Annotated in this window: 14 protein-coding genes and 1 pseudogene; 10 read left to right on the top strand and 5 right to left on the bottom strand. The window is 70.2% G+C overall.

Going from position 1 to position 17,878, the window contains the following annotated elements; all coding sequences use genetic code 11:
- Positions 1–72: 72 nt before the first annotated feature.
- The 8 genes from JHN63_RS32495 (at position 73) to JHN63_RS32460 (ending at position 11,752) form a co-directional block, all read left to right on the top strand.
- Positions 73–1,350 carry an ABC transporter substrate-binding protein gene (locus JHN63_RS32495; protein ID WP_200687408.1) on the top strand — a complete coding sequence of 426 codons (1,278 nt, stop codon included), beginning with the start codon at positions 73–75 and terminating at the stop codon, positions 1,348–1,350.
- Between the two features lie 34 nt (positions 1,351–1,384).
- Entirely contained in the window at positions 1,385–2,359 is a 975-nt protein-coding gene (locus JHN63_RS32490; protein WP_374222967.1) for a carbohydrate ABC transporter permease, read from the top strand.
- A 104-nt stretch (positions 2,360–2,463) separates the two neighbouring features.
- Positions 2,464–3,249: a carbohydrate ABC transporter permease gene (locus tag JHN63_RS32485; RefSeq protein WP_234478050.1), complete on the top strand. Its 786-nt coding sequence runs from the start codon at positions 2,464–2,466 to the stop codon at positions 3,247–3,249.
- A 189-nt stretch (positions 3,250–3,438) separates the two neighbouring features.
- The gene (locus JHN63_RS32480) at positions 3,439–4,341 is read left to right on the top strand and encodes an alkaline phosphatase family protein (RefSeq protein WP_200687416.1); all 903 of its coding nucleotides are present in this window, start codon (positions 3,439–3,441) and stop codon (positions 4,339–4,341) included.
- A complete protein-coding gene (locus JHN63_RS32475; RefSeq protein ID WP_200687406.1) occupies positions 4,338–7,289 on the top strand; it encodes a glycoside hydrolase family 2 TIM barrel-domain containing protein in 2,952 nt (983 codons plus the stop codon). Before JHN63_RS32480 ends, JHN63_RS32475 begins: the two co-directional genes overlap by 4 nt.
- 69 nt (positions 7,290–7,358) lie before the next feature.
- Positions 7,359–9,212, top strand: coding sequence for a LamG-like jellyroll fold domain-containing protein (locus tag JHN63_RS32470; RefSeq protein WP_200687404.1), 1,854 nt, complete (start codon positions 7,359–7,361; stop codon positions 9,210–9,212).
- A 27-nt stretch (positions 9,213–9,239) separates the two neighbouring features.
- Complete coding sequence (locus JHN63_RS32465) at positions 9,240–10,913, top strand: PHP domain-containing protein (protein WP_200687402.1); 1,674 nt, start codon at positions 9,240–9,242, stop codon at positions 10,911–10,913.
- On the top strand, positions 10,913–11,752 hold the full coding sequence (locus JHN63_RS32460) for a hypothetical protein (RefSeq protein WP_200687400.1): 840 nt from the start codon (positions 10,913–10,915) through the stop codon (positions 11,750–11,752). The genes JHN63_RS32465 and JHN63_RS32460 overlap by 1 nt, the downstream gene beginning before the upstream one ends.
- 13 nt (positions 11,753–11,765) lie before the next feature.
- Here the strand turns inward: JHN63_RS32460 and JHN63_RS32455 are convergent, their stop codons facing one another.
- From JHN63_RS32455 to JHN63_RS32440, 4 genes are all read right to left on the bottom strand, one after another.
- The gene (locus JHN63_RS32455; protein ID WP_200687370.1) at positions 11,766–12,221 is read right to left on the bottom strand and encodes a MaoC family dehydratase; all 456 of its coding nucleotides are present in this window, start codon (positions 12,219–12,221) and stop codon (positions 11,766–11,768) included.
- A gap of 46 nt (positions 12,222–12,267) precedes the next feature.
- The gene (locus JHN63_RS32450; RefSeq protein ID WP_374222966.1) at positions 12,268–13,797 is read right to left on the bottom strand and encodes a long-chain fatty acid--CoA ligase; all 1,530 of its coding nucleotides are present in this window, start codon (positions 13,795–13,797) and stop codon (positions 12,268–12,270) included.
- A gap of 193 nt (positions 13,798–13,990) precedes the next feature.
- The gene (locus JHN63_RS32445) at positions 13,991–14,860 is read right to left on the bottom strand and encodes an amidohydrolase family protein (RefSeq protein WP_200687413.1); all 870 of its coding nucleotides are present in this window, start codon (positions 14,858–14,860) and stop codon (positions 13,991–13,993) included.
- 11 nt (positions 14,861–14,871) lie between these two features.
- Positions 14,872–15,789 carry an SDR family oxidoreductase gene (locus JHN63_RS32440; protein ID WP_307782034.1) on the bottom strand — a complete coding sequence of 306 codons (918 nt, stop codon included), beginning with the start codon at positions 15,787–15,789 and terminating at the stop codon, positions 14,872–14,874.
- A gap of 315 nt (positions 15,790–16,104) precedes the next feature.
- On the opposite strand from JHN63_RS32440, the gene JHN63_RS32435 reads away from it, so the two are divergent.
- Both JHN63_RS32435 and JHN63_RS32430 read left to right on the top strand, forming a co-directional pair.
- A complete protein-coding gene (locus JHN63_RS32435; protein ID WP_200687367.1) occupies positions 16,105–16,530 on the top strand; it encodes a MarR family winged helix-turn-helix transcriptional regulator in 426 nt (141 codons plus the stop codon).
- A 20-nt stretch (positions 16,531–16,550) separates the two neighbouring features.
- Positions 16,551–17,339 (top strand): IclR family transcriptional regulator, encoded by a 789-nt coding sequence (locus JHN63_RS32430; protein WP_200687365.1) that lies wholly within the window; start codon positions 16,551–16,553, stop codon positions 17,337–17,339.
- 147 nt (positions 17,340–17,486) lie between these two features.
- Here the strand turns inward: JHN63_RS32430 and JHN63_RS32425 are convergent.
- Positions 17,487–17,878: pseudogene (locus tag JHN63_RS32425) on the bottom strand (lycopene cyclase); the annotation flags it as partial.

Raw genomic sequence — 17,878 nt, 5'->3', positions numbered from 1 at the left:
CCCCACACCCACAGCACCACCCCCTCAGCCCACGCCCCTCAGTACCACGCACAGGAACAACAGGAGTGACCCGTGGACCTTTCACGCAGAGGCTTCCTCCAGGCCGCCGCGCTCACCGCGGCCGCGTCCGGCCTGACCGTCGCATGCGGCGGCTCCGGATCGGGCGGCACCAAGAACGGCAAGAACCTCACCCTGTGGTACTGGGGCGGCGCGCTCAGCGACAAGGTGGTGGCGGAGGCGAAGACCCACTTCAGCGGTGCGGTCAAGCTGACGGCCTCCTCCATCGGCGGTGACTTCAAGCAGAAGCTCACCACCACCCTCGCTGCGGGCGGCTCCTCCGTGCCCGACATCACCGGCATCAAGGGCGAGGACATCGCGTCCTTCCTGCCCAACGCCTCCCGCTTCCTCGACCTGAACGACCTGGGCTTCAAGAAGCTCTCCTCGCAGTACCTGGGCTGGAAGACGAAGCTCGCCCAGACCAGCGACGGCAAGCAGATCGGCTTCCCGATCGACATCGGCCCCACCGCGCTCTTCTACCGCGAGGACCTCTTCGCCAAGGCCGGCGTGGCCACCGACCCCGACAAGGTCGCCGCGCTGGTCACGACCTGGGACGACTACTTCGCGCTCGGCACCGAGGTGCAGAAGAAGAACCCCGGCACCTTCCTGGTCAACAACCTCGGCTCCATGTTCGACATGACCATCGGCCAGGGCACGCAGCGGTTCATCGACAAGAACAACCACTTCATCGGCGACCAGGACCACATCCGCGCCGCATGGACCACGTCGGTGCGCCCCTACACCCTGGGCCTCGACGCCAAGATCAACGACAACTCCTGGAACGCCGCCGTCGGCAAGACTCTCCTCACCGAGCTCGGCGCGGCCTGGCACGCGCTGGACATCGAGCAAGCGGCCCCGCAGACGAAGGGCAAGTGGCGGGTGTGCGCGATGCCCGTCGGACCGGCCAACCAGGGCGGCTCCTACCTGGCCCTGCCCAAGCAGTGCCGGAATCCCGAGGAAGCCTTCAAGATCATCAGCTGGATCCTCAGCCCGGCCAACGACGCCCGCGGGTTCACCGACGCCGCCATCTTCCCCGCCGCCCCGGCCGCGTACACGATGCCGGCCATGACGGGCCCCGACGCCTTCTTCGGCGGACAGAAGATCATCGAGATCTTCGGGCCGGCCGCCAAGGCCGTCCCGAACACCTACGAGGCCCCGGCCGACGCCGCCGTCATGGCCCCCTACAAAACGGAACTGACCAACATCGAGGCCAAGGGCAAGAAGCCCGACGACGCCTGGAACGACGCGGTCAGCCAGGCCAAGCAGATCGCGCGTCGCCAGGGGGTGAACTGAGGTGACGTCCCCTCCGGTCACCGGTCCCACCGCGGTGTCCGAACACCGCAGCGGGCCGGGCCCGGCCCGGTTCCGCCCCCGGCGCGCCACGCCCGTCGGCACCGTCCGGCCGAAGCGGCGCGGCCCGCTGGCGTACTGGCGGCAGTACCTGGCCATCTCGCCCTTCTACGTGATCTTCGCCGCGTTCTCCTTCTTCCCGGTGTTCTACTCGCTGTATCTGGCCTTCCAGCGCTGGGACGGCCTGGGCGACAAACAGTTCGTGGGCCTGCAGCAGTTCCGGTTCCTGTGGTCGGACCCCGTCTTCTGGCTGTCCATCCGCAACACCCTGGTGATCTGGGTGCTGTCCACGGTGCCCACCCTGCTGGGCGCCCTGGTGCTGGCCACGCTGCTGCACTCGGTGCGCCGCTTCAAGGGCTTCTACCGGATCGCCCTCTACGTACCGAACGTCACCTCGATCGTCGCCGTGGCGATCTTCTTCGGCGCGGTGTTCAGCAACAACTTCGGCCTGGTCAACGCGATCCTCGGCACGGTCGGCATCTCGCCGGTGCCGTGGCTGAGCAACCCGTGGCTGATCAAGGTGGTCATCGCGCTGCTGATGACCTGGATGTGGACCGGCTACAACATGATCATCTACCTGGCCGGTCTCCAGGCGATCCCGACCTCCATCTACGAGGCGGCGAAGGTGGACGGGGCCGGCCCGGTCCGCACGTTCTTCCAGATCACCGTCCCGATCCTGCGGCCGATCATCCTGTTCACCGTCATCATCTCGACCATCAACGGCCTGCAGAGCTTCAGCGAACCCCAGGTGCTGTTCGCCAGCAACGCCGCCAACGCCAACCTCGGCGGCCCCGGACAGGCCGGTCTGACCACGCTCCTGTACTTCTACCAGTCGGCCTTCCTCAACAACGACTACGGCTACGGCGCCGCCATCGTGTGGGCCTTCTTCCTGCTGATCATCGTCCTCGTCGCCGTCAACTGGCGCATCACCCAACGAGGGAGGAAACCGTGACCACAGCCGACACCACAGCCGACCCGACAGCCGAGCCGACGCGACCGGCCCCGCGCGCGAGGCGGCTGCGCCGCCCCAAAGGCCTGACCGCGCACATCCTCCTCATGGCCGCCGTCCTGCTCTCGGTCTTCCCCTTCGTGTGGACGATCGTCATGGCGACCAACACCACCCAGGACATCTACAAGAGCCCGCCGAAGTTCACCTTCGGCTCCCACCTGCTGGAGAACGTCCGGCACGTGCTGAACACCATCGACTTCTTCGGGTCGATGCTCAACACCGTCATCGTCGCGACCGTCACCACCGTCCTGGTGCTGTTCGTCGACTCGCTGGCGGCCTTCACCTTCGCCAAGTTCGACTTCCCCGGCCGCAAGGTGCTCTTCGGCACGCTGCTGCTGTTCATGATGCTGCCGCTGCAACTGGCGATCCTGCCGCAGTTCATCCTCATGTCGAACATCGGCTGGGTGGGCATGCTCAAGGCGCTGATCCCACCCGCCCTGGCCAACGCCTTCGGCATCTTCTGGCTGCGCCAGTACATCGAGAACGGCGTGCCCGACGAACTCCTCGACGCCGCGCGCATCGACGGCGCCGGGTTCCTCCGCCAGTACTGGAACATCGCGCTGCCGATGATCAGGCCCGCGCTGTCCTTCCTCGCCATCTACGCCTTCGTCGGCGCCTGGAACGACTACGTCTGGCCGCTCATCGTGCTCACCAACCCGGACCACGTGACCCTCCAGGTGGAACTGGCCCAGCTGAACGTCGGCCACACCACGGACTACAGCATGGTCATGGCCGGGGTGCTGATGGCCTCGCTCCCACTGGTGCTGGTCTTCGCCATCTTCGCCCGCGGCTTCATCGCGGGCGCCACCGAGGGCGCGGTGCAGGGCACCTGACCCGCGCGGGCCGCCCCGGCCCGCGCGGTACGCGCAGGACAGAGGAGGAATCCGGTGACGGACACCGACGCCGAGCGGACGCGGGCAGCGGAGGGCAAGGAGCCCGCCGCTCCCCAGTCCTTCGCCCGGCGCCGTGCCGTGCCCGCCGGCCGGGACGGCACCCCCCGCAGCAAGGTGCTCGTGGTGGGCATGGACGGGCTGCGCCACGACCGGCTGGTCCGCCCCGCGACCCACGCCCCCGTCCTGCACGGCCTGCTGGCCGGGGGCGCCCACGGCACCAGCCTGCTGCCGTACGGCGAGGCCGACGGCCAGGCCGAGGGCGGGCCGTGGACGAGCATGGCCTACACCGACTCCGGGCCCGGCTGGTCCAGCGTGCTGACCGGGGTGTGGCCCGACCGGCACGGGGTCACCGGCAACGATTTCGCGGGCGCCGACTACGCCCGTCACCCCGACTTCCTCAGCCGCGCGGCCCTCGCCCGCCCCGGTCTGCGCACCGCCGCCGCGGTGTCCTGGCCGGAGCTGGTCCACCGCGGTGTCCTGGGCCCCGCCATCGGACGGCGCGTGCACCACGACGGCGAGAGCGACGGCTATGCGAGAGCGGACGGCCTCGTCGCCCGCACCGCCCTGCGCTGGCTCACCGAGGACGACCCCGACCTGGTGTTCGTGTACTTCGGCGCCACCGACGAGGCCGCCCACGCCACGGGCCCCCTCTCCGCGGCCTACGACCACGCCCTCCTCACCCAGGACACCCACCTGGGGCGGCTGCTCGCGGCGCTCGACGCCCGGCCCTCCGGCGAACGGTGGACCGTGCTGGTCACCACCGACCACGGACACCTCGACACCGGCGGCCACGGCGGCGACACCCGTGCCGAGCGCGAGGTCTTCGTCGTCCTCGCCGAGCCCGGCACACCCGCCGGCACCCGGCTCGACTCGCCCCAGCTCGTCGACATCGCCCCCACGGTCCTGGACCGGCTCGGCATCCCCGTAGACCCGGACTGGGGCCTGGCCGGACAGATCCTGCCCGGACCCGTCACGCCACCCACGCCCGGCACGCCGCGCACACCGACCGAAAAGGGAGCCATCCGCCGATGAACGATCCGTCGATCCACGGGCCCCGGCCCGCCGATCCCCTGATCGCCCTCCGCCCCTGGGAGGCACCCGAGCTGACCTCCTGGGCACGCCTCCCCATGTCCGCCGTCGACCACCGCCCGGATGCCGTCTCCCTCGACGGGGACTGGCGCTTCCAGTTGCTGCCGGCGCCCGACGCCCCGCTCGTGGACGGCTGGTGGTCCGCATACGTGCCGGGCGTATGGACCATGCAGGATACGGACGACCTTCCGCAGTACACGAACGTCCGTATGCCGTATGCGGAATTCCCTCCACTGTCGCCCGCGGCCAATCCGACGGGTGTCTACGAGCGGGAGATCGACGTCCCGGCCGACTGGGCCGGGCGGCGGATCGTGCTCCAGGTCGGGGCCGCCGAGAGCGTGCTGCTCGTGCATGTGGACGGGCGGCCCGTCGGCATCTCCAAGGACTCCCATCTCGCCGCCGAGTTCGACCTCTCGGCCGTCGTACGTCCCGGCGAGCGGGCCACCGTACGGCTGACCGTCGTCAAGTGGTCGGACTCCTCGCACATCGAGGACCAGGACCAGTGGTGGCACGGGGGCATCACGCGGTCGGTGCTGCTGTACGCGACCGATCCGCTGTATCTCGCGGACATGACCGTGCGCGCCGGGTACGACGGGGAGCTGCGCGTCGACTGCCAGGTGCGGGACGCGGGCGGCGCGCTGCCCGCCGGGTGGTGGATCAGCGGCGATCTCGACGGGCAACTCCTCGCCCAGGACGCGGAGTTCGACCGGTTCAACACGGAGGACGACCGGGTCTCCGACTTCCTCGGCGAGGCCCGCATCCGGGCCACCGTCCCCGAGGTGCGGACCTGGAACGCCGAGACGCCCGAGCTGTACGGCCTCACCGTCCGGCTGCACCGTGCCGACGGAACGGTGGCCGACACGTCGTACCGGCGCATCGGGTTCCGTGACGTGGAGATCGTCGGGCGGGATCTGCTCGTCAACGGCGAGCGGGTGTTCATCCGGGGTGTCAACCGGCACGACTTCCATCCGCTGACCGGGCGCACGGTGTCGTACGACGACATGCGCGCGGACCTGGTGCTGCTGAAGCGGTTCGGGTTCAACGCGGTGCGCACCTCGCACTACCCGAACGACCCGGCGCTCTACGACCTCGCCGACGAGCTCGGACTGTATGTGGTCGACGAGGCGGACATCGAGTCGCACGACCACGCGCACGAGATCGCCGACGACCCGCGCTATCTGAACGCGTTCGTGGACCGCGTCTCGCGGATGGTGCTGCGGGACAAGAACCACCCGTCGATCATCGTCTGGTCGCTCGGCAACGAGTCCGACTACGGCGCGAACCACGACGCGGCGGCCGGCTGGGTCCGGCGCCACGACCCCACCAGACCGATCCAGTACGAAGGTGCCGCCAAGCGCGGCTGGGCCGACCCCGACCTCGCCTCCGACATCGCGTGTCCGATGTACGCGCCGCTGGAGGACTGTGTCGCCCATGCGCTGTCCGGTGAGCAGACCAAACCGTTGATCCAGTGCGAGTACTCGCACGCGATGGGCAACAGCAACGGCACGCTCGCGGACCACTGGGCCGCCATCGAGTCAACCCCGGGTCTTCAGGGCGGCTTCATCTGGGAGTTCTGGGACCACGGAATCCTGCAGCGTGTGAGCGACGGAAGACCCACCGGCCGCGCGGGCGCCGGACTGTATGACAACGGTGTCGCCGCGCCCGGTCACCGCTGGGCGTACGGCGGTGACTTCGGCGAGTCGATCCACGACGGCGCGTTCATCGCGGACGGCGTGGTGTTTCCCGACCGCACGCCCAAGCCGGTGATGTTCGAGCACCGGGAGATCGCGGCGCCGGTGCGCATCGAGTGCTTCCGGCACGAGGGCATCGTCCTCGGCAACCACCAGCACTTCCGGGGCCTCGAATGGCTCGCCGGGACATGGGAGTTGGCGCTCGCGGACGGTCGTACGCTGACCGCTCCGGCCGAGCTGCCCACCCTGTGCCCCGGCGAGACGGCGGCCGTTCCGCTGCCGTTCGAGCTGCCGGAGGACGGCGGCGAGGCCTGGCTGACGCTGCGCGTGACGACGGCCGAGGAGCAGGGGTGGGCACCGCGCGGCACGGAGGTGTGCGCGCCCCAGGTGCGGCTGCGGGCGGCAACTCCCCTGACCTTGCCGGTGGTTGGCGGCAGTCGGGTCGAGGTCGACGGGGAGGGTCTGCTGCGTCACCCGCTGTTGTCCCTCGCCCCGACCCTGTCCCTGTGGCGGGCGCCCACCGACAACGACGAGTTGGGCGGTATGGCGGCGCTCTGGCGGACCTGGGGGCTCGACTCGCTGGTCCGCAAGGTCGTGTCGGTACGGCGGGACGGCGAGCGGGTGACGACGGTCGCCGAGTACGCCGGAGCGGACGGTGTGGTCCGGCACTGCCAGGTGTTCACACCGGTGGAGGGCGGGGTGCGGGTCGAGGAGTCGGCCGAGCTGCCCGAGGAGTTCGTCGACGTGGCCCGGGTGGGCACCGTGTTCGAGACGGTGCCGGGTCTTGATCTGCTGGAGTGGTTCGGCCGGGGTCCGTGGGAGTCGTACCCCGACCGCAGCACGGGCGCGCCCGTGGGCCATCACTCGGTCCCCGTCGACGAGTTGTTCACTCCGTATCTGCGCCCGCAGGAGAGCGGTGGCCGGCACGGGGTGCGGTGGTTCACGCTGTCGGCTCCGGACGCCACCGGTCTCACGGTCGACCTCGACGAGCCCCGCCAGGTCTCGGTGACCCGCCATCGCGCCGAGGACCTGACCGCCGTACGGCATCACGACGAGCTGGTGCCGCGCGCGTCCTGTGTGGTGCAACTCGACGCGGTGCACCGGGGGTTGGGCACGGCCTCGTGCGGGCCCGACACCACACCGCAGTATCTCGTCGCACCGGGTGTCCATCGCTGGAGCTGGACCCTGCGCGTTCTCTGAACCCACCGGTTCGGATCTTCCCGGCTTTGAACTCCCCAGCTTTCACGAGCACTTACCCACGGAGCACACGTGTGTACTTCGCATGACCACGAGCACGAGCAGTGCGAGAGCGCCCAGGCCGGTGCCGGGCGACGCAACTTCCTGCGCGCCACGGCGTTGCTCGGCGCCGCCGCCACGGCCGGTGTCGCGCTGCCGGGCGTCGCCGAGGCGGCCCCGAACTCGGCGTCCACGAAGACGGGTTGGCGGCCCGACACCGACAGCCGGCACTTCACCCTCGCCGTGATGCCGGACACCCAGTACCTCTTCGACGGGCCGAGCATCGACAAGGCGCCGATCGAGGCCTCGCTGCGCTATCTCCTGGAGCACGGCAAGGACGACAACATCGTCTTCCTGTCCCACCTGGGCGACCTGACGCAGAACGGGGCCGTGCCCGAATTCGCCGCCATCGGGGAGGCGTTCAAGCTGCTGGACCGGCGGGGCGTCGGCTACAGCGTGCTGGCCGGCAACCACGACATCAAGTCGTCGACGGACGACCAGCGCGGGGCGTCGCCCTACCTGGACGCGTTCGGCCCGCAGCGGTTCAAGAACAAGTCCACGTTCGGCGGGGCCTCTTCGGACGGCTACAACACGTACCACGTGTTCAAGGCGGCCGGGCGGGAGTGGCTCGTCCTCGCGCTGGACTGGCGCCTGTCGGCGAAGGGCTACGCCTGGGCGAAGGACGTCATCGCCCAGCACCCGAAGACGCCGGTCATCCTCACCACGCACGAACTGGTCGTGGACGACGACACGTTGTCGGACTACGGGCAGCAGCTGTGGGACCAGCTGATCGCGGACCACGACCAGATCTTCCTGACCCTGAACGGCCACTACTGGCCCGCGCGCCGGGCGACCCGCAAGAACGCGGCGGGCAACGACGTCCACCTGCACCTGACGAACTATCAGAACCGCTACTTCGGCGGCGCGGCGATGATCCGCCTCTACCACTTCGACCTGGACCGCGACGTCATCGACGTGGAGACGGTGTCGCCGTGGATCCTGGGCCGGGCGGCGAAGGGCCTCAACGAGCTGGAGCGGCAGGAGATCGAACTCAGCGGCGACGCCGACCGGTTCTCCGTCGACATCGACTTCGCGGACCGCTTCGCGGGCTTCGACCCTGTGCCGGTCCGTGCGGCGCGCCCCGCGTCGAAGATGGTGATCCCGGGCACGGCCGCCTACTGGCGCTTCGAGTCCCCGGTCTCCGGTTCAGGCACCGTCCGTGACCTGTCCGGCCGCGGCAACGACCTCACCGTGGTCTCCGTGAACGGCGGCACCCTCGACTGGTCGGCCGACCACCACCCGGACCAACCGGGCCACGGCAGCCTGGAGTTCTCGGGCTACAAGTCCCCGCTGAAGGGCGCGTACCTGCGGACCGTGGACGGTGCGCCGCTCAACTCGGCGACGTTCAAGGACGGTTACACCATAGAGGCGTTCTACTGGCTGCCCGCCGACTGGAACGCCTCGCACAACGCCTGGGCCGGTCTGGTCAGCCGCACCGGCCGCAACGGCTCCGTGGGCACGGTGACGGACGACCCCGACGAGCCGCTCGCGACCCTGTCCCTCTCCGACGGGCCGGGCCCGCAGTGGGCCGTACACGCCCTGAACCAGCGGCAGTTGGCCACCAACTGGGGTGACGAGACCGACCCCGAGATCTGGTGGCACCTCGCCGTCGTCAACGACGGACGGCACACCACGATGTACGTCCAGGGCTGCCCGGTGGCCCGCAACCCGCACGCCCCCGCGATCGGCATCGCCTCCTCCGGACAGCCGTGGCTGCTCGGCGGCTACGAGTACGCGGACAAGATCGACCAGATCCTGCACGGCCGTCTCGGCGACGTCCGGATCGTCTCCCGGGCGCTGCCCGTGACCTCCTTCATGACCCACTGACAGCCCTCCAGAGGACTCCCGAAGATCATGACCGAGCAGCAGCTGCCCACCTGGGCCGACCCGTCCGTCTCCCCCGCCGCCCTCGACGCGCAGGGCGTCTCCCGGCGCCAACTCCTGCGCCGCGCGGGCCTGTTCGGCGCCGCGTTCACCCTCGGCGCGGGACCGCTCGCCACCTCCGCGGCGGCGGCCGGGCGCGGCTACGGCGGCAACGACCCGCGCCTCGCCTACCTCGTCGGCGACCACCATGTGCACTCGGTGTACAGCCACGACGCCAAGTACACGTTCTCCCAGCAGGCGAAGGCCGCCGCGAAGTACGGCCTCGACTGGATGGTGTTCAACGAGCACTCCAACTTCGGACACGCCAACTACGGCGCCAAGTCGGAGCACGCCGAGATCCTCAAGGCACGCGCCGAGAACCCCCGCCAGCTCATCTTCCAGGGCCTGGAGTGGTACATCCCGGCCGCCGAGCACTGCACGATCTTCGCCGCGCCCGGCCGCCACGAGGTGGATCTGCTCACGCAGTTCGAACTCGCCTACGACGGCAAGCTGCTGGGCTACACCGAGGGCTCGGCCGGCGCCACGGACACCGCCCGCAACGAGGCCCACGCCGTGAAGGCCATCAAGTGGCTGGCGGAGCAGCGCCGTTCGGGCTACGTCGACGACGTCCTCGTCCTCGCAAACCACCCGCTGCGCCTGGGCATCGACTCCCCGCACGAGATGCGGGCCTGGCGGGACGCGGCACCCGAGATCATGATCGGCATGGAGGGCGCGCCCGGCGCGCAGGGCGCGGCCCTGCCCGGCTGGCGTGGTGCGACGTCGATCCGGGGCGAGTACGAGAACAAGCCGTCGGCGCAGTCCTGGTCGGGGTATCCGGCGGACGCGTATGTGACGTACGGCGGTTTCGACTGGGCGACGGCGACCGTCGGCGGGCTGTGGGACTCGATGCTGGCCGAGGGCCGGCCGTTCTCGATCACCACCAACTCCGACAACCACCGCACGGTCTACGACACTTGGGCCAACGGCACCTGGCCCGAGGGGCAGAACTTCGACAACACCGGGAAGCTGCCCGACCCGGTGCAGACCGGCACCCCGCAGCCCGGCAGCGACTTCTGGCCCGGAGAGTTCAGCCGCACGCACGTCGGCGTGACGCGCTACGGCTACGGCGCGGTGATGGCGGGGATGCGCGCGGGCCGGGTCTGGGTCGACCACGGGCATCTGCTGGACGGGCTCGACGTCCGCCTGAAGCGGGACTGCGACCACGGTCAGGGCGTCACGCTGGGCGGCCGGCTGCGGGTCCGCAAGGGCGACAAGCTCACCCTGAACATCACCGTGACGACCGCCTCACGGCCCAACGCCCAGGGAATCCTGCCCGAGTTGGCGCACGTGGACGTGATCCGGGGCGCGGTGCGCGGTGCGGTGTCCGACCGGGACGCGTGGCGGGCGCCGGACACGAAGGTCGTGCGGACGGCTGACGTGAGCGGCCGCAAGGGGACGTACACGCTGCGGATCCCGGTGACCGTCGGGGACGAGCCGTTCTACGTGCGGGTGCGCGGCAGTGACGGCGAGCGGCACGGCGCGGGCTACCTCGGCGCCTCGGTCGATCCGCACGGCCCGATCCCCCACGAGCCCGGAAACGGTGACCCGTGGGCCGACACATGGTTCTATTCCAACCCCATCTTCGTCGATCTGGCAGGTATCTGATGAAGCGTCAACTCACCGTCCTCGCCGCCTTATTGGGTGCTCTCACGCTCAGCGTGAGCAGCTCCTCGGCCGCCGCCACCACCTGGGTGGAGACCGGCACGGCCTACACCGGCAGTCTCGGCGGCGGTGAGGGTGTCGCCAGTCAGGCGGACGGCTCGCTGCTGTACCGCGGGCTGGCGTCCATCCCGCTGGATCTGCGCATCCAGGGCTGGAACCACATCGGCGACCCGGACATCGCGAACGGCTACGTCTTCGACGCCTACCAGGGCGCCGACACGGCCACGTCCAAGATGTACGCGGTCACCACGCCGTCGGGGACGCGCTACACGTACGTCCACACGCTGGACTCGGGCGAGAAGATCAACAACTCGTTCGACGCGATCTCGCCGGACACGCAGTGGATGGTGTCGGGCGAGTGGGGCGACCAGTCCAGACTCCAGGTCTTCCCCACTCCCCTGCTCAACCCGTCCACTCCGGCGACGGGCGGAGCGCTGCCGCAGGCCGGGCAGATCACCCTGGACAGGACGGTGAACGACATCCAGGGCTGCGACTTCGTGACGGACACCCGGCTGGTGTGCGTCTCGGACGACGCGTCGGGGAGCAAGTTCCCCGAGATCCGCCCGCTCCTCCAGGTCGACCTGCCGCACAAGCTGGACGGGCAGCCGATCACCGGAACGGTGACGAGCCTGTTCGCGCTGCCGGCGCGGAGCATCTGCACGGGCACGTTCGAGGCGGAGGGCATCGACTACGACGTGAACAGCGGGACCTTGCGTGCCGAGGTCGTACAGCCGGGCGTGTGCCAGGTGTCGACCAGCGTCTACTCCTACAAGCAGCAGTAGCGGTGGGGTTCGCTCAGGCGTAGAACCGCGAGAGACTCTGCAGGACGGCGGCGGGCTTCGGCCCGCCGTCGATCTCTATCGTCCCGTCGACGGCGATCTGCACCCCGCCCGGCACGTCCTCGACCGAGGCGAGCCTGGCGGCGAGCCGGATCCGCGAGCCCACCTTGACCGGGGCGGGGAAACGCACCTTGTTCAGGCCGTAGTTGACCTTCGTCGACACGCCCTCGACGTCCAGCAGTTCGGTGAAGAGCGGGATGAAGAGGGAGAGGGTCAGATAGCCGTGCGCGATGGGCGCGCCGAAGGGGCCCGCCGCGGCCTTCTCCGGGTCGACGTGGATCCACTGGTGGTCGCCGGTCGCGTCGGCGAAGGTGTCGATGCGTTCCTGGGTGACCTCGATCCACTCGCTGGTGCCGAGGTCGCTGCCGGCGAGCTTCTTGAGTTCGTCGAGGCCGTTGACGGTGATGGTCATGAGTCGCCTGTTCCTTACGGGAGTTGCCGGTTGCCCATGGGGCTGTCTACTGGTTGCCGAAGCGCTTGCGCACCCGGGACTTGAGGAGCTTGCCGGAGGCGGTGCGCGGGAGTTCGTCCGCGACCACCATCGACTTGGGGATCTTGTACTTGGCGAGCCGGCCGGCCAGCGAGGCGAGCACCTCGTCGGGGTCCGGCGTGGCACCCTCGCGGGGCACGACGACCGCGCGCGGCACCTCGCCCCACTTGTCGTCCGGGACACCGATGACCGCGCACTCGACGATGTCGGGGTGGGCGAGGAGCAGGTCCTCGATCTCGGCGGGGTAGATGTTCTCGCCGCCGGAGATGATCATGTCCTTCATACGGTCGACGATGTACACGTAGCCGTCCTCGTCGGTCCGTGCCGCGTCCCCGCTGCGGAACCAGCCGTCGGCGAAGACCGCGGCCGTCTCCTCGGGCAACCCCCAGTAGCCGGGCATGACATGCGGTCCGCGCACCACGACCTCGCCGGTCTCGCCGACGTCGGCGGGGGTGAGGTCGGGCCGTACGACCCGTACGTCGCTGAAGAAGTGCGGTACGCCCGCCGAGCCCGCCTTGCTCACGGCGTGCTCGGCGTCCAGGAACAGGGTTCCGGGGGCGGCCTCCGTCATGCCGTAGCCCTGGAGGAAGGTCAGCCCGCGCTGCTGGTACGCGGCGATCAGCGGGGACGGGACCGGGGAGCCGCCGCAGGTGAGGATGCGCAGCGAGGACAGGTCGGCGTCGGGCCAGCGGGGGTGCCGGGCCAGTTGGTCGAACATCGTGGGCACCCCGAACATGAAGGTGATCCGGTGCTGTTCGATCAGGTCGAAGGTGGCCGCCGGGTCGAAGGCCTCGACCAGGACGCAGGTGCCGCCCTTGAGCAGGACCGGCAGGGTGAGCATGTTCAGGCCGGCCGTGTGGAACAACGGGGCGGAGACCAGGGCGCGTTCGTCGGCGGTCAGGTCGGTGTCGACGAGGACGTTGATGGCGTTCCAGGCCAGGTTGCCGTGGGTGAGCATGGCGCCCTTGGGGCGGCCGGTCGTGCCCGAGGTGTACATGATGATGCAGGTGTCGTCGACCGACACGGGTTCGTCGATCGGCTCGGTGGCGGCGGCGTCGATCAACTCCTCGTATTCGGGGCCGACTTCGATGTAGACCCGGACGTCGGTGCTGCCCGGCAGTCCGGCGACGAGGCCGGCGTGCGTCGGGCCGTAGACGAGGATCTTCGCGCCGGAGTCGGTGAGTTGGTGGGCGATCTCGGGGCCGACGAGGCGGGTGTTGAGGGGGACGAAGACCGCGCCGAGGATGCCGGCCGCGAACAGGGTCTCCAGGTAGGAGGGGTGGTTGGGGCCGAGGTAGGCGATGCGGTCACCGCGGCGGAGGCCGCGGGTGCGCAGGGCGTGGGCGAGGCGGGTGGTTCGGGTATGCAATGTGCCGTAGTCCGTCGACGAACCGTTAGCGGGAGTCGGCGAGCTGTTCTCGGCAGTCGCCGAGCCGTTGCCGAGAGTCGGCGAGCCGTTGTCGGCAGTCGGCTGTCCGCCGTGGTCTGTCGACGAAATACCGTGCGCCGTCGACCGTCGGCCGTCGTCTGACGACAACCCACCGCCGCCCGTCGACCGTCTGCCGTCGTCCGACGACAACCCACCGCTGCGCGTCGACAGTCCGCCGTATACCAGAGCCGTGCGGCGCGGGGTCTTGCGGGCCCGGCGTGCGGGCCATGACCCCAGTCCCTCGTTGCGCATCGGGGGCTCCTTACGTCAGTCCGAGGAGGCGGGCGGCGTTCTCCTTGAGGATCTTCGGCTTGACCTCGTCCTTGATCGGCAGCTTCTCGAAGTCGGCGAGCCAGCGGTCCGGGGTGAGGACGGGGTAGTCGGAGCCGAAGAGGACCTTGTCCTTGAGGAGGGTGTTGGCGTACTGCACGAGTTGCGGCGGGAAGTACTTCGGGGACCAGCCGGACAGGTCGATGTGGACGCCCGGCTTGTGGGTGGCGACGGCGAGGGCCTCGTCCTGCCAGGGGAAGGACGGGTGCGCCAGGATGATCTTGAGGTGGGGGAAGTCGGCGGCGACGTCGTCCACGTGCAGGGGGTTGGAGTACTTGAGGCGGATGCCGCCCCCGCCCGGCACTCCCGCGCCGATGCCGGTCTGGCCCGTGTGGAACAGGGCGATGGTGCCCGTCTCCTCGATGACCTCGTACAGGTCGTAGGCGACCGCCCGGTCGTTGGGGAAGAAGCCCTGGATGTTGGGGTGGAACTTGAAGCCCTTCACCCCGTACTCCTCGACCAGCCGTCGTGCCTGCTTCACGCCCGCTCGGCCCCGGAACGGGTCGATGGACGCGAAGGGGATGAGGACGTCCGCGTTGGCGGCGGCGGCCTCGGCGACCTCCTCGTTCGGGACGGGTTCGGTGCCGGTCGCGGACTCGGCGTCGACCGTGAAGATGACGGCGGCCATCTTCCGCTCGCGGTAGTACGCGGCGGTCTCCTCCAGGGTGGGTTTCCGCTTGCCCTCGACCTTGAAGTAGGCGGAGGAGGCGTCGTGGAGGTCGTCGTCCAGGGAGGAGTGGCCCTTGGAGGACACCTCCGCGTGGGTGTGGACGTCGATCGCGACGAGTTCGCTCAGGTCCATGGGGGGTGTCATCACGCCTCCGGGAGCTTCGGTGCGGGGATGCCGACCGACTGGAGTTCGGCGCCGACCGAGGTGGGGAAGGCGTCGGCCAGGGTGTCGGGGGTCCAGCCGCCGTCGGCGTAGGCCGCGCTGATCTCCTGCGGGTGGGACCAGAGTGCCACCTTGTCGCCGCCGATGCCGATGGCCTGGCCGGTGACGGAGCGGGCAGCCCCGGAGGCGAGGAACGGGACGAGGGCGGCGCAGTCCTCGGGGGTGCCGAAGCCCTCGCCCTTGCGGAGGAAGTCGGGCAGCGGGTCGCCGTTGCGCATGGCCTCGATGTAGGGGGCGAACGCGGGGATCGTCTCGGTCATCGCGGTCGCGGCGACCGGCACGATGGCGTTGACGGTGATGCCGGCGCGGCCCAGTTCCATCGACCAGGTGCGGGCGAAGGCGGCGATGCCGGCCTTGGCGGCCGAATAATTCGTCTGGCCGAAGTTGCCGCGCTGGCCGGCCGGCGAGCCGACCAGGATCAGGCTGCCGCCCTCGCCCTGCTCGCGCATGCGTACGGCGGCGGCGCGGGCGCAGGTGAAGGTGCCCTTGAGGTGGGTGGTGATCACCGCGTCGAAGTCCTCGTCGGTCATCTTCCACAGCACCTTGTCGCGCAGGATGCCCGCGTTGGTGACCAGGATGTCGAGCCGTCCGAACTCCTCGACGGCCCGGTTCACCAGCCGCTCGGCCGCCTCGGTCGTACCGACCGGGACCACCTCGGCGACGGCGGTGCCGCCCGCCTCGGTGATCGACTTCACGGCCTGCTCGGCCACCGTCTCGTCGATGTCGTTGACGACCACGGACGCGCCGTGGGCGGCCAGGGCGTGCGCGTAGGCGAGGCCGAGGCCCCGGCCGCTGCCGGTGACGACGGCGACCTTGCCGGTCAGATCGATGCTGGGCACGAGCGGTCCCTTCACAAGACGAGGCTGCGGTACGACACACCGGGACCGTCACAGCGAAGAGCGCGAGGACTGCGAGACCTGCGAGCTCTCCGACGACTACGTCGACTGCGACGACTGCGAGCGGCACCGGTGCGGCTTCGAGATCGAAGCTAAGAGCAATAATTGTTGACGTCAATAGTTGTTGCCGATGGACCATGTGCGTCACACTGGCCCGGAACCACCGCACGCCCCCACCCGGGGCCTCGACCCAGGGAGCCCGCCATCGCCCGCCAGCCGCACGCCGCGACCCCCCCGATCGACGCGCACGAGCCGTGGATGCGCGGGCTGCACGCGGACACGGGCTATCTCATGTACCGGCTGGGGCTGCGTTCCGGTCAGCTCTTCAACACGTTCCTCCAGGAGTCGGGCCTGCGGCTGCGCCACTACGCGCTGCTCCGCTTCCTGGCCACGTCCGAGGGCGCCCTCCAGCGCGAACTGAGCACCAGGCTCGGCTACGACCCGAGCGCGATCGTCGGCCTGGTCGACGACCTGGAGAAGCTGGGATTCGCCGAGCGCCGCCCTTCCCCCGACGACCGGCGCAGCCGCATCGTGGTCCTTACGGCGGACGGCCGCGGTTTCCTGCGCGACACCGACGAGGCGGGCCTGCGCGTCACGAACGAACTGCTGGGCCCGCTCGACGCCACCGAGCGGGAGACCCTGCACACACTGCTGCAACGGGTCGCCGAGGACGGACTGACCTGACACCGGACGGAGGCCCGGCCATGACCACCACGCAGCCTGCGGATACGGCCCGTTCGGCGCCCGCCACCCGGTCCGCGCCCGACCGGCTGCTCGCCGTGCTCGCCGCCTTCGACCACGCGCACACGGCCCTGTCCCTCTCCGACATCAGCCGCCGCGCCGGCCTCACCCTGACCACCGCCCACCGCCTCGCGGGCGCCCTCACGGAGTGGGGCGCGCTGGAACGGGACGCGTCGGGCGTCTACCACGTGGGTCTACGGCTGTGGGAGATCGCGGCGCTCGCGCCCCGCGGCCTGGCCCTGCGCCAACTCGCCCTGCCCTACCTGGAGGACCTGTACGAATCGACGCACGAGAACGTGCAGTTGGCGGTGCGGGACGGCACGGAGGTCGTCTACACCGAGTGGATCTCGGGGCGTTCGGCGGTCGGCGTGCACATCCGGGTGGGCGCCCGCTGGCCGCTGCACGCCACCGGCGTGGGACTCACCCTGCTCGCCCACGGCGACCCCGACTTCCAAGAGGCCTACTGCGCCGGGCCGTTGGCGTCCTTCACGCCGTACACGATCACCGATCCGGTACGGCTGCGCCGGGTGCTGGCCGAAGTCCGGCGCACCGGCGTCGCGGTGAGCAGTCGTCAGATCACCGACGACGCGCTGTCGGTGGCGGCACCGGTGCGCGGGCCGGGCGGTGCGGTGGTGGCCGCGGTGTCGGTGGTGGTGCCCCAAGCGGACGCGCAGGTACCGGCGTTGATACCGGCGGTGCGGCTCGCGGCGCGGGGGATATCGCGGGCGTCGGGGTGGCTGCCGGACCAGTGACGACACCGTCGGCACCCCCCCCGGGGGGCCTACTTGCTCTCGCCGGGTTTTCCGACATGTTCGCCGTCGCCGGGGGGATGCGGACGCATACACAGGTCTACGACGGGACAGGCGTCCGGCGCCTGCACCCGCCCCGGCCCGCCCGTCTCACCCCGGCAGACCCGCCAACATCCGCCGGTCCCGAGGCGCCGCCTTCCGGTCCAGGCGCGCGTCCAGCAACCGTCGTGCCGCGTCGCTCCGCCCCGCCGACACCAGTGCGTACAGCAACGTCTCCTCGACGACCTCGCGTTGGGCCGCGCTGCCGCCCACCTTGCGCAGCACCGGAAGCAGTGCCTCCAGGCCGTGGGCCGCCTCGTGGAAGCGGTGGTCGACGAGGGCGGCGAAGGCCTCGCAGAGCGGGACGATGACCTCGATCTGCACCGGGTCGGCGCCCGCCGCGTGGTCGCGCAGACGGCGCAGGGCGGGCAGGTCTCCGGCGGCGGTGAGGGCCACCGCCGCGTGCAGCGCGGTGAACGCGGTCGCAGGCCGCTCCAGCACCT

It is taken from the genome of Streptomyces sp. MBT65, assembly GCF_016612545.1.
GTDB lineage: Bacteria > Actinomycetota > Actinomycetes > Streptomycetales > Streptomycetaceae > Streptomyces.
This window is presented reverse-complemented; position numbering and strand designations above follow the sequence as displayed.

What these genes read in the sequence shown, in the direction of transcription:
- JHN63_RS32455 (WP_200687370.1), bottom strand. Translation starts at nt 12,221, where the DNA reads ATGACCATCACCGTCAACGGCCTCGACGAACTCAAGAAGCTCGCCGGC.
- JHN63_RS32435 (WP_200687367.1), top strand. Translation starts at nt 16,105, where the DNA reads ATGCGCGGGCTGCACGCGGACACGGGCTATCTCATGTACCGGCTGGGG.
- JHN63_RS32460 (WP_200687400.1), top strand. Translation starts at nt 10,913, where the DNA reads ATGAAGCGTCAACTCACCGTCCTCGCCGCCTTATTGGGTGCTCTCACG.
- JHN63_RS32445 (WP_200687413.1), bottom strand. Translation starts at nt 14,860, where the DNA reads ATGGACCTGAGCGAACTCGTCGCGATCGACGTCCACACCCACGCGGAG.
- JHN63_RS32475 (WP_200687406.1), top strand. Translation starts at nt 4,338, where the DNA reads ATGAACGATCCGTCGATCCACGGGCCCCGGCCCGCCGATCCCCTGATC.
- JHN63_RS32430 (WP_200687365.1), top strand. Translation starts at nt 16,551, where the DNA reads ATGACCACCACGCAGCCTGCGGATACGGCCCGTTCGGCGCCCGCCACC.
- JHN63_RS32485 (WP_234478050.1), top strand. Translation starts at nt 2,464, where the DNA reads ATGGCCGCCGTCCTGCTCTCGGTCTTCCCCTTCGTGTGGACGATCGTC.
- JHN63_RS32480 (WP_200687416.1), top strand. Translation starts at nt 3,439, where the DNA reads ATGGACGGGCTGCGCCACGACCGGCTGGTCCGCCCCGCGACCCACGCC.
- JHN63_RS32465 (WP_200687402.1), top strand. Translation starts at nt 9,240, where the DNA reads ATGACCGAGCAGCAGCTGCCCACCTGGGCCGACCCGTCCGTCTCCCCC.